Origin of the sequence: Photobacterium rosenbergii (genome assembly GCF_003026455.1) — a bacterium.
Taxonomy (GTDB): Bacteria; Pseudomonadota; Gammaproteobacteria; order Enterobacterales; family Vibrionaceae; genus Photobacterium; species Photobacterium rosenbergii.
This window is the reverse complement of the sequence record NZ_PYMB01000019.1, coordinates 26,817-39,738: the sequence shown is the minus strand read 5'-3', so window position 1 is coordinate 39,738 and position 12,922 is coordinate 26,817. Positions and strand designations below refer to the sequence as shown.

Here is a 12,922-nt window from a genome sequence, read left to right as displayed (position 1 = left end):
AAATAGATCCCACCCAAGCACGAGAAACAAAACCAAAACATATAGGCAACAAAAAAGCCGCTATAAGCGGCTTTTTTGTGAGCTAACCCAAAAGTTAGTCTTCGAAATCCCAAGGCATATCAGGCAGGGCATCCAAATTTTCACTGTATCGTTTCAAATCAAAGCTGCCGCCATTCTTGGCTACGTCAAATACTTCAACAGACAGGGCACAGGCCATCATTTCGATAGCCTCTTCACGGGCCGTACCTGTCATCATCAAACGCATCAAGGTTTCTTTTACCTTGATAGGATTGCCTTCTTCAAGTTGGTTCTTAACCGTTTCAACCAGCATATCGCCAGTCATGATATCTTCGTCTTGCATTACAATGCCTTTAACAGGGCCTACAATATGGCCGGTTTACAGAATCTTGGTTCTTTGCCTATATCATAGGCGAAAAAACGGGTGTTATGCGACAAGCCATTTAGCCTGCTGCGCTTGCGCCTCTGCCAAGTTGTCATAGCGATAAGGGGTCATTTCCGCACCAAACGGATGCAAGTCATTGACCACGACCAACCTCAGGCCGGCAGTAAATGCTGATTGAGCGCCAGTCTGGCTATCTTCAATCGCCACTGCTTGGTGCTCCCGAACGCCTAAGGTACGGCAAGCAAGCTGATAGATTTCCGGTGCGGGCTTGTTATTTGCGACATCTTCACCGCAGAACACATGATCAAAATAATGCAGCCAACCAAGATGCGACAAGATTCCCTCAACATAAACCCTAGGAGAACCCGTTACCACAGCTAATGGTAGAGAACCATGAAGAGATTTAATCAAATCAAACGCCCCCTGCTTAGCAGGGATCCCTCTTTCCACAATAGCTTGATAGGTCAATCGCTCCATATCAGATACCACGGTCGAGGTACTATGGGGAATCGGAGCCATTGAAGAGAAATGGTTAGCGACTTTCTCCCATGGAACACCTGCGAAATCCGCTAAAAAATCATGTGCTGAGATATCGATATTCAAGCCCGACAGATATTGGCTCCAATTCTGAGCATGAAAAATTTCAGAATCGACCAAGGTACCATCAAAATCAAAACAAACTGCCTGCATGGGCCTACTCCACGAACAACAAGACCGACATCTTACTCAGTTAAACCCAACAAATCCAAGTCAAGTTTACTTACGCACCTGTTTAGCCAGCGCTTGGCCCAACAACTGCCCTTCAAGGATTGAAATACAGTTAGAAAATGGAACAGCAGGACTGTAGAAGAAGCCCTGAACAAAATGGCAGTTCATCTCCCGCAAAATATTCAGCTGCTTGCGAGTCTCAACCCCTTCTGCCACCACCTGAATCCCTAGCTTATGGCTCAAATCAATAATCAAAGACACCAAGGTTCGATTTTCCTGCTTGTCTATCCCTTCTATAAAGCTACGATCGATTTTGATGATATTGGGTCTAAGTTCTACAATCGAACTCAATGAAGAAAAACCGGTACCAAAATCATCCAGAGCAATCTCTATCCCCTTCTGTTTAAACGACGATAACAGCGATTGGATATCACTACTCTCACTCGATGCTGTCGACTCAGTGATCTCGACAATGATTGCGTTCAAAGGCAAACCATAAGATTCAATCGTGTCCCAGATTGGGGGGAGCCCATTGCTACTGATAAACTCTTTCACCGACCGATTTAGGCTGATAGTCACATCCGAAAAACCAAACTGATGGAGTTGTTTCAGATCACGGCACACTTGATGGAGTACAAAGTCTCCCAACGGTCTGATCAAACCGTAGCGCTCTGCCACAGGAATAAACTCAGCAGGCGAGATACTTCCCTCAATTTCATCAATCCACCGAATCAAGGCTTCAAACCGGCTGATTTGCCCCGTTTTTGCATCCACAACAGGTTGGTAATATACGGTTAGTAACTCATCGGAGATCGCCTTTTTCAAGCGATCACGCATTTTTAGTTTTTCTATGTAGTCTGACTGAAGAGCACTATCGTACTGACAAATCCCATTTCGACCCTGCCCTTTCATGTTGTACATGGCGTAGTCAGCGTTCTTTAGCAACTCAGTATGGGTTTCACCGCTCTCCGGGTAAGTCGAAATACCAATACTAACAGTGGTATTCACCTCAATATCATCCAAGACAAAAGCTTCAGCAACACTATCTACAACTTGTTGCCCCCATACCCTTGCCGCTCCAGACGTGGTTTCAGGCAACAGCACACAAAATTCATCACCGCCGTAACGGCAGATATCATCTGCAACAGGAAAAACACGCTTTAGGCAACTGGCAATATGGACCAAGACCTTGTCACCAAAGTCATGGCCATAAAGATCGTTAAGCGACTTAAAGTCGTCCATATCAATGAACAATAACGAGAACGTTTGAGCGCGCTTATCATCAATTGAAGATATATGCTTTTTCACCCGCTGAACAAAACTACGGCGATTTACCAGGCCGGTAAGCGGATCCTTGTAAGCAAAGAAAGTCAGTTGTTCTTCGGCTTTTTTCCAATGGCTAATATCCCGAAATACTGCTACGAAGTTGATGATCTCTTCATTATCATCGCGGATCACATTGATCGATATTTCTTCCGGGTAGATTTCACCATTCTTGCGCCTGTTCCAGACCTCGCCTTTCCAGTGCCCATATCGGTTCAAGTTGTGCCACAGAGAATGGTAGTACTTTGCGTCATGGATCCCTGATGACAAGATACTCGGAGATAAACCAAGTAATTCTTTTTCCCGATAGCCCGTCGTCTCTTCGAATGCACGGTTAACCGATATAATTTTGTTGTGTTTATCGGTGATCAAAATGCATTCCGAGGTGTTATCAAATACCACCTGGGCTCGGTCCAATTGCCGCTTGGCCTCAACGGTATGGGTAATATCTCGCTGGATACCTGCAACTTTAGTTGGCTTTCCATTCTCATCCCGAGCGACAATACTACCTTTAACTGTCAGCCAGCACTCATTGCCATCAACCGCAACCCGGCTACAGGGTTTTAACCGGAACTCAAACTGAAAAACGGAAGCATGCTGTTGCTGAATGAAGCGATCAAAATAATCAACACCTTCATCCCTGTCTTCTTCAACAATGCACGATAACCAGGCCTCGAGATCATCCCCTTCTTTAGGTTTTTCACGGCCAAGCAGATGCCAAAACTTAGCCGATGTCGCCAGTTCTCGACGCTCAAGATCAAATTCCCAAATCCCTTCATCAACAGAATTGAATGTCGTTGTCAGTTGGCGAGAAGCTTTATTTAATTTGGCCGAGATTTGATACACATCCGTCACATCGTGAACAGTACCGCGCATTTCTATCGCCTTACCTTGGCTATCACGCAGTACCTCGGCACGCTTGCGCAGGTACTTAATGGTGCCATCCCAAAGCTGAACTCGGTGAACCAAGTTGTAATTGACGGCATCGCTTTCGATTGAACGGTGAAGGGTGTCGAGGACCCATTCGCGATCTTCTGGGTGAATCAACGCTGATAGCAGTGATAAGGTGGGTAGTACCGATTCATCCTTGATATCGTAGATGCGATAGACTTCTTTGCTCCATTCGAAATACTCTTCTTGGAGATTCCAAATCCAGCTTCCGACTTTTGCGACCCTTTGCCCTTCTTCCAACTGCCATTGTAGTTGCGATTGCCGCATCAATAAGGTTTCGTAGCCGACTTCATGCCCAAGATAGCCAGTGAATGTCTCGCAAAACTCGCATAAGGCATCAACGGAATCAAAACGACGTTTGAAAATACAGGAAAGGACACCAACCAGCTGTTGGTTTCTCGCATAAAGAGGAATTCCAACATACGTCTCAGCCGACTCAACATGCTGGTTAGTATATAGCGGGTAAGCCTGTTCAAGTGCATTCGGGATAATCACCCGCTGACAGAGTTCAACGACTTGATTTTCTGGGACATTGATTAGAGGAAAGTAGCTCTTCTCCCCTCTCTCCCCTTGAAAACAACTAGAAAGGATATGTACGCCTTCATTGTCATCATGAACAGAGCCAATGATAACTTTATCGACAGCAAAGGCTTCATACAAACTCAAGCCAACAGTATCAAAGAGCTCTTGCCCGCAGAGTTGATTAAACGTATTTAATTTTTTGTAATCCATCAGCTTTTCTATTATTACCAACAGCAACCTTAATGCTTGTTTAGTAATAACACTATCACCACACCCGCAGCGGACTTTACCGCATGAGAATGAGAGATAAAAGCAATCGCGAGCATTCATAAAAGCGATATAACAAAACATTGATTAACATCACTCTAATGAAAACCAATCGTTTACATAACATACGAAATGGGTTGTGTATTCAATTTAGGCCTTTTCCATAAAAGAAAAGGCCGAAGCGACAGCTCACTTCGGCCTTTTGTTAATTCCCTGGATTATACTTTACCGGCACATGAAGCCCGCAATGTACGTATCTAAATCCCGAATTAGGTTACTGGCTTGCCAGTTACTCCACGTTCTTGGCTGATAACCATAGCCACTGTAACCAGAGTTTTCGAGCATTGATTGCGTCTCATACATTGCCGTTTGTGCTTGCTGGCAACTGTTCAAGCCATACTGCTCATGCAGTTTTGCACTGAACAACCTTGAGGCTAGATGATCAGCACTTGCGTATGACGAAGGCTTATCCAGCACCTCTTTTGCTTCTTCACAAGTATCGACATGATAGTCACCAAGCATGTAGGTGTTTGCCTGTAGATCATCATTGCTTAGATAATTGCCATAAATTGGCTTATCGTAACAAGCAACTGGCTCTGTTTTCTTCACTTGCCTGTTGTCGACCTGGAAGAACAAGGTCTGTCCGGGTTTCACAATGAAGTTAACACAGAGCGTCAAATCATCGTAAATGGACTGGATGTTGCCATAGTCCGGGTTAAACAACTCACTGACTTGGAGGTAGTAATTAATTGGTGAATCGTTATTGCTATTTTCCAGCCTTAATCGTTCATCAAATTGATTATCACCATTAATATCAACCATCCAGAATGACTGCCAACCATAAGGCATGTCTACTTCACACAAGGTATATTTCTCGTATGGAGTAAGCTTGATACCATCAAAGTCGAACAAGTGTGGTGGTGTCAACGCAAAGGTATTTACCCCTGGTCCGGTTAACGTAAATTTCCACTCATCATTGGTTGCATAGCCGTTAGTCAATTTCTTCACTAGCACCATACCGTTTTCACGATTGGTGTAAGTACATTCGACCACCTCTCCGGGATCCAATACGATATCCGCCTGTCTGGTCATTGTATTGGTTTGGGTATTTGCCATCTTAGACTCAGTACAAACCAAATCGACAAGATTAAAGTCTGGCGCAGGATCGTTTTCTGTTACCCGATAATTACCTGGTACCACACCTTCAAACACCTTACTCTGACCATGGTCGAGCAAGAACTCGTAATCACCCTCTATATTTTGTGTGAAACTAAACCCAGTACCATATTTTGGCTTGGTCAGTTTATGGATGATAATTTTACCGAGCTTCTTGTTAGTAAATGAGCACCGCTTGACGCTACCTTCATCCTCCGGCAAATTGACTCTAAATTCACAACCCGTACTTGCCGTTTGCACCCAACCTTCGCGAACAGTCTCGGTAACGGTATAGTAACCCTCGACTAATTCAAATGGACCATTTTGATCTTCAAACAGCTCATAGGCTCCTGGCTCTGAATCACTAGTCACCAACACAATGCCATTTGGCCCAGTGTTCGGTCCTGTTAATGTCATTGTCCAGCCATTTTCCTCACCGTAAGGCATTGTGATCTTATCAACTGCCGCATAAACCGGTGCAGGTGGTTCAGGTGCAACGAGCACGAATTCCAAATCACCAGAACAGTTAGCTAACGTAGGTTCTTCAGGGAAGGTTAGGTCAACCATTTTGATTGTATCCCCAACCAAGTTGCCACAACTGGTTACTTCTCCGGTGTAGTTATCCGGGGCAATATCGTCAATAGTTTGGGTAATGTCATTAACTGTATTGTCGAAGTCGTAAGTTAATGTCGCAACAATACCATCAGATGAATCTTTGACTTCTACTGTGCACTGCAAGGTATCTGGTTCGGTTAATGCAGGAACAGCAAGACGAACATCTAAGTCTATCAATGCTGAACTTGTCACAATAATTTGAACCGGTGATTGTTCGGTACCACTCATCGACATAGAACCATCAGACGCGGTCAACAAAGCCCAATCCGCGAGTGAACCTGTTGTTGATGTTACGGGAGCCGCCTCGATAGTTTTATTGAACTCGGCAAAGCCTACATCGCACCCCAGCGAATTCGAACACTCTGTTTCCTGCATGACTGATGTCCAAACTAAATCTGGATCAGTTGGTGACAAAGACGTATTGAGCGTATAACCGTTAGAGAATGAACCATCAGCGCTACCGTTGGTAAGGCTTGTCACTTTATATGTGAGCCCTTGGCCAGTAATCCGCTCAGTGTCACTAACGAAAGCTGTTGTAAAACCGGATGGGCCAGGTTGGATATTATCCAACTCAAAAGTCACCTCAGGCTTCTCAGGAAATTCAATTCCTGTCGCTGTATCTATAAATGTGGCAACAGCCGTATCGCTTAAATCTGAAACATCCGTCGGCGCATTAAAAGTGTGGGTTAAAACTAACTTTTCCTGCCCTGGATTTAATATTTCAGTAGGAGAAGTTACGGTATCCAAAGGAGTTATATTTGAACCATTATCCGGACCATCTGCATCGCCAAAAATAGTATCCATCACACTGACACTAACTTCTCTCGATGAGGGGTTAAAAGCGAAAATATTAGTAATAACCAATACTCCTTCACCAGGTACAGGAAATGCCTGCCATTCAACACGAATGGATACATTTTCACTATTACTTTCGTCCTGATCACACGTATTGCCCAGATCAACCGTTGCAGGTGTTGCTTGTTTCGTTACATTCCATACAACACCATCGCCCCCTTCCGTCGCCGTCATATCTTTTCTAACACCGGCTGCCAGTATTTCCCTGACAGGAATAGGGACAGTCCGCTTACCTGTTTGGAAGTCTTCAGACTCAAACATATAAGCCTGTAATGAAGAGCCAGAAAAATCACTTGCCCCTATTGCAAGGCGATTCGCCCAGTCAATCACGCAAGTAGTATTTGGGTCTTGAGTAATGGTCAGCTGACGATAAATAACATCGTCAATTCCCCCGGTAACGGTACCTGAACTATCTATTTGTTGATCGCCAACCATCAACTCACAGGAATCATCCGAAAAGGCATTTATCTCGGGAGAGCGGATGATTTGAACATTGAAGATTTGGTCATAACCCATGACATCATCACTATCGGCATTATCCGCAGCAATTATCACGTTGTAAGTAACCGCTTCATCACTATCACCGTTTGTTGCAATTAAGCGGTGAGGAACAAGATCCAGTTCATTCCAACCCTTGCCTAAGTTACCTGAAGTATATGGTGTATCATTTCCACCTAAATCATTCGGGTCCTGACAAGTAAAATTGTCTTCTGCATTAGGTAAAGTGTTACTACCATCAATCAGCGTAGGGTTACCATCATTACGGCACCCCTCTAAAGTAAATTGGACGGTCATTGGCGGCTGTTCGAACGCCTGTACAGGTAACGCCGAAATACCCAATGAAAATGCGATTCCCCATAGAGCGTGCCGCTTTATACGCTCAAAAGCATGAAGTTTCATACACCTAACCTTCTGTCGTTATGTTTTATTACAGTTATTTCCTCTGGAGCAACTCTGGCTCCCAGAAACTGATTACTTCAAAATTAGTTAGGTGGTTTTTATTACAATTAGAATAAGTGCGGATTTACTCAAGATGAGTCGATTTATTAGTTATGAGAGAACAAAAACCAGACAAAAATGTCTGGTTTTTTATTCAAATTAACAGTAATTAATTTGTTTAGCTCGCCGGTTCAATCGTCCCGTTGAAGGTTTCCTGCATGAAATCTTTCACCGGTTGGGACTGGAAAATACTGACGATTTTCTGGTAAGTGCTGTTGGCTTTATCTTCTTCACGTGCAGCAATAACCATTACCGCGAGAGGGGCATCTTTGGCCTCGAGGAACAGACCTTGCTCTTTAGGGTTTAGGCCTGCAGACATCACGTAGTTCATGGTAATGGCAGCAGCATCGACATCATCAAGGCTTCTTGGCAATTGGGCTGCCTCGACCTCAATAAACTTCAGACTTTTCGGGTTTTCAGCAATATCATGCAGCGTCGCGGTAAAGCCGACATCAGGCTTAAGGGTAATAAGCCCTGCATCTGCTAGCAGCAACAAGCCACGTCCGCCGTTGGTTGGATCGTTTGGAATAGCAACCTGAGCATTGTCGGGTAAATCAGCCAGCGAGCTGTATTTGTTGGAGTAAATACCCATTCTCATCAAAATCGACTCACCAATCGAAACCAAATCGCTGTTATGGCCTTTGTTGAAATTCTGCAAGAACGGCAGGTGCTGGTAGCTATTTAATTGGATACTTCCGTCAGCCAAGGCAGCATTTGGGGTGATGTAGTCAGAAAACTCTACCACTTCGATATCCAAGCCTTGCTTCTTAGCCTCCACGGCCACCGCTTCAACCACTTGTGCATGAGGGCCAGCTGTCGCGCCAATTTTTATGACTGACGACTCTTCCTGGCCACATGCGGTTAGGCCTACTAATGCAACTGCCGCAATTATCCAACGTTTCAGCTTGGTATGTGTTCTCATTGTTCTTCCTTGAAAAAGTGTTTCTAATGCATTTAGACTTCTATACGTCCATAATATAGAGGCCTATCAATAAATCAAACGCTTAATCAGAAACTGGCATAGAGCATATTTGAATTTATTATTCCTCTTGGGAATATAACTAAACTAAGCTCTCATATGCTTGAACTGGAGCTCGACCAAACGCTGATACAAATCACTGCTTTGCATCAAGGATGAGTGGTCACCAATATCCACCAGTTGTCCCTGATCGAAGACGGCAATTTGGTCGGCATGCTGAATCGTTGAAAGGCGATGGGCAATAATCAAGGTGGTTCTTCCCCGCATCAATTCCTCAAGAGCCAGTTGTACGTGGTATTCGCTTTCGCTATCCAATGCACTGGTTGCTTCGTCCAGCAATAAGATCTTCGGATCTTTCAATATCGCCCTAGCAATGGCTATTCGCTGGCGTTGACCACCAGAGAGCCTAACCCCGCGCTCGCCAAGAAAGCTATTGTAGCCATCCGGCAAGTTTTGAATAAACTCATGGGCATGGGCTTTCTTGGCCGCCTCAACCACCTGTTCATCAGTCGCTTCTGGATTGCCATAACGGATATTGTGGAACACATCATGGCTGAACAAGGCCGGTTGCTGGGGCACCAGCGCCATTTGCTGGCGTAATTCACCGGGTTCAAACTGACGGATATCGACACCGCCCAATGTCACCTTACCAAGTTGCGGATCGTAAAAGCGCTGCAACAACTCGAACAGGGTTGTCTTGCCCGCGCCTGATGGCCCGACTAACGCTAATACCTTGCCTTCTTCGGCTGTGAGCTGTAAATGCTTGATCGCAGCCTGATCCGGCCTGGATGGGTAGCTGAAGGTCACATCATCAAACATCACTTCAGCCGCAAGTGATTGGGTAGAAGCTGTATTTTGACTAGGTGCCACAATGTGGCTATCGACATGAAGTAATTCTACCAACCTCTCTGTCGCACCAGCTGCGCGTTGCAACTCCCCCATCACCTCGGAGATCGTTGCCAGAGAAGAAGCCACCATGATGGCATAGAAGACAAACGCGCCAAGGTCACCTGCGCTCATGACACCATTAATGACATCGCTACCGCCGACCCAAAGCATCCCCGCTATTGCACTGAACACAATAACAATAACACCGGAGATCAAGATTGCTCGCTGCTTGACCCTTTGGCGACCGATATCAAAGGCTTTCTCGACCTCATCGGCAAATGACGCCCTTTCCTGCTGTTCGTGACTATAACTCTGCACCGTCTTTATGTGCTCAATGGCTTCGCCTGCATAGCTGCCCACATCGGCCATTGAATCCTGGCTTTTACGTGATAAAGCCCTGACACGGCGACCGTAGATAAGGATAGGAACAAGTACAAACGGCACCGAAGCCAATACAATCAACGTCAATTTTATGTTGGTGGCAAACAGCATGATAATTGCACCGACACACATTAAGGCACTGCGCATCGCCATCGAAAACGATGAGCCGATAATACTCTGCAGTAAGGTGGTATCGGTGGTAAGACGTGACATGATCTCGCCGCTACCATTAGTTTCGAAGTAACTCGGATGCAAGGTGATCACATGGTTAAACACCGCTAGCCGAATATCGGCACTGACCCGCTCCCCGACCGAGGAGACCAGATAAAAACGGAAAAATGTCCCGATGGAGATTAGCACTGTCACGACAAGAATAAACTGAATGGCATTGGCCAACTCGCTGGTCGACTGCTGGGAAAAGCCCTCGTCAATCAAGATACGAACCCCATGCCCTACAGACAAGGTGAGCGAGGCGGTAAAGACCAGCGCCACCAGCGCGGCCAATACCCTGCCACGGTATGGCTGCACAAACTTCACTAGTTCCAGCAAGATGCTTAGGCTCTTGCGTTTCACTTGAGGCTGAGTCGCTTGATTCAAATTAGGATTATCCGTAGTCGATTGCGATTCCATCATTACCATGTCTTATTGGGTTCCCTGTACCCTTGAGCATACCACCAAGTAACAATGATAACGGCATATAAACGACCCGACGCTATGGATTATTCTATTCGTAAGCTTGCAAATGTATATGAGAAATGGATCTGACCCGGCTATCTTGCAGTCTGGAATAGCCCCACAGTCAATTATTTTTTATCGGAGGTCCAATATTCATACTTCGTTAAACAATGAAACATATCTCTACTTTTAAACGACTGGTCTGTAAGGTAGGTTAATTTATAGCTGATGAATATGGATATTTTTCTATTTAATATGTGAGAGATGGATTTGACACTTTATCTTTGCATTATCTATTAACAGCAATAGTTGATGCCAAGCAACTTTCATATAAATGGATTAATCATCATGAAGTTATATCGAATTGGTCAAATTAGTAAGTTATATGATATTAGTGTCGATACGCTTAGGCATTATGAAAAGATCGGAATACTTCAACCAGAAGTGATCAAAGATAATGGCTACCGCTATTATTCCAACCGTCAAGTTTGGCAGCTAAACGTTATCCGTGACTTACGCTTTCTAGGAATAGGATTAAATGATATTGCGAATTACCTCATTGAACGAAGTATAGATAAAAGTATTGCATTCATTGATCTCCAGCTTGAAACTATATCTAAAAAGGAGCAAGAACTCGAACGAGTAAGAAGTGAGATCCTGGCACGAAAAACAACATTGAAAGCCGCAACCTCTCACTCCAACGACATGCATATTACCGAGCAATATATTGCTGAAAGAAAAGCATGGCTACGAACTAAAAAAGTCCACTCCTTTTGGGATATTGACCGTGTCCACCGCGAAATTGAAAGTGAAGTTAATTGCAAACAAAATAGTACTGTTAATTTAGGTCTTTACGGTGCCAGAATTTGCCACAAAGACTTTCTTGCTGGCAATTACAGTACCTATAACGACTGCTTCATCTTAAATGAGCAAGGGGATCACACACTACCTGCGGGTGAATATGCTTGCCTGTCTTTCTGGGGCCATAATGATATGGGAAAAATCCAATATCATTACGACAGAATCAAGCAATACCTGCGTACTCATAACCTAACTATGACAGGGCCAGCAATAGAGATTTATCTGATAGATATCCATGAAACAGATAATCCTGAAGAATTTTTAACTGAGCTACAAATTCCTTTTGCAAGATAAATTATCAACGAGTAAAAGCTACTATGAAAGGCCCGCAGTTAACCTGCAGGCCTTCTTTCATATCATTGTTGTTACTTATTGAACGCCCCACTTGCGGACTATGTCTTCTGCTCGAAGTAATATCTCTTGGTCCAAAACCTTATTGAGGCTTAATGCATTCTCCCTCACCTGTTCTATGGTGTGCGCACCGGCAATAACCGGCCCGACTTCGGGTTGATGAGTCAACCACTGGATAGCTATATATGAAAGTGGCACCTGGGCTGTTTTTGCAAGCTGCTTGAGCTCTTCAACACAGTTGAAATATTTATCAAATACCTCTCCATTGAGCTTGGGGTTATTATGGCGGTCATCATTCTTATCCCAGTTGTTTGTTCGCATCAATGTGCCGGTTAACAGTCCCTGCATCAGCGGAGAATAAGGCAAATATTTGATGTCATTTTCAGCACAAAAAGGTATGACTTCGTCTCGAGCTCGGTAACTTAACGGAATGCCATGGTAACTCTTAGGGTTTTGCTCAATAAGATTATACAAGCCCTGGAAAGTCGCGACCTCTACGCCTTCCATCATTTCACGAGTCATATCTAGTGAGTAGTTAGATACCCCAACATGCCGGATCTTGCCTTGCTGCTTTAGCTCAGCAAGCGCCTGGGCTGTTTCTGCAATCGGCGTATTCGGATCCGGCCAGTGCACTTGATAAAGATCGATATGGTCAGTTTTCAAACGCGACAGTGACTCATCCACCTCACGGAAGATACTGCAGGCACTCAAATCATTTTTCACATTGTTATTACTATCCCAGACAAGACCACACTTGGTGGCAATCACCACTTTGGAGCGTTCAACACCCTCCAGCGCCCTGCCCAGTACCTTTTCTGCATGCCCTAGCCCATACACAGGGGCGACATCAAAGAAGTTAATGTCATAATCCACCGCTGCACGAATCGCATCAATCGAATCGCTATCATTGATATTGTTCCAGGTACCACCGATTGCCCAGCAGCCGAAACCCAGTGATGATGTTTTTATATCTTTAATGGTTTTCATTG

The 12,922-nt window shown here is 44.6% G+C and carries 8 protein-coding genes; 1 reads left to right on the top strand and 7 read right to left on the bottom strand.

The window, feature by feature from the left end:
* Nucleotides 1–94 precede the first annotated feature (94 nt).
* From C9J01_RS22825 to C9J01_RS22800, 6 genes are all read right to left on the bottom strand, one after another.
* A complete protein-coding gene (locus C9J01_RS22825) occupies nucleotides 95–361 on the bottom strand; it encodes a hypothetical protein (protein WP_107300437.1) in 267 nt (88 codons plus the stop codon).
* 84 nt (nucleotides 362–445) lie between these two features.
* On the bottom strand, nucleotides 446–1,093 hold the full coding sequence (locus tag C9J01_RS22820) for an HAD family hydrolase (protein ID WP_107300436.1): 648 nt from the start codon (nucleotides 1,091–1,093) through the stop codon (nucleotides 446–448).
* Nucleotides 1,094–1,159: 66 nt separating this feature from the next.
* Nucleotides 1,160–4,117, bottom strand: a complete 2,958-nt coding sequence (locus tag C9J01_RS22815; protein ID WP_158264590.1) for a sensor domain-containing protein — start codon at nucleotides 4,115–4,117, stop codon at nucleotides 1,160–1,162.
* Between the two features lie 282 nt (nucleotides 4,118–4,399).
* The gene (locus C9J01_RS22810; RefSeq protein WP_107300434.1) at nucleotides 4,400–7,699 is read right to left on the bottom strand and encodes a prealbumin-like fold domain-containing protein; all 3,300 of its coding nucleotides are present in this window, start codon (nucleotides 7,697–7,699) and stop codon (nucleotides 4,400–4,402) included.
* Between the two features lie 217 nt (nucleotides 7,700–7,916).
* Nucleotides 7,917–8,720: a MetQ/NlpA family ABC transporter substrate-binding protein gene (locus C9J01_RS22805; RefSeq protein WP_107300433.1), complete on the bottom strand. Its 804-nt coding sequence runs from the start codon at nucleotides 8,718–8,720 to the stop codon at nucleotides 7,917–7,919.
* 144 nt (nucleotides 8,721–8,864) lie between these two features.
* Nucleotides 8,865–10,676, bottom strand: a complete 1,812-nt coding sequence (locus C9J01_RS22800; protein ID WP_419687656.1) for an ABC transporter ATP-binding protein/permease — start codon at nucleotides 10,674–10,676, stop codon at nucleotides 8,865–8,867.
* Nucleotides 10,677–11,069: 393 nt separating this feature from the next.
* Between C9J01_RS22800 and C9J01_RS22795 the strand changes: the two genes are divergently transcribed.
* Entirely contained in the window at nucleotides 11,070–11,876 is an 807-nt protein-coding gene (locus C9J01_RS22795; RefSeq protein ID WP_158264589.1) for a MerR family transcriptional regulator, read from the top strand.
* A gap of 75 nt (nucleotides 11,877–11,951) precedes the next feature.
* Here the strand turns inward: C9J01_RS22795 and C9J01_RS22790 are convergent, their stop codons facing one another.
* Complete coding sequence (locus C9J01_RS22790; protein WP_107300430.1) at nucleotides 11,952–12,920, bottom strand: aldo/keto reductase; 969 nt, start codon at nucleotides 12,918–12,920, stop codon at nucleotides 11,952–11,954.
* Nucleotides 12,921–12,922 lie beyond the last annotated feature (2 nt).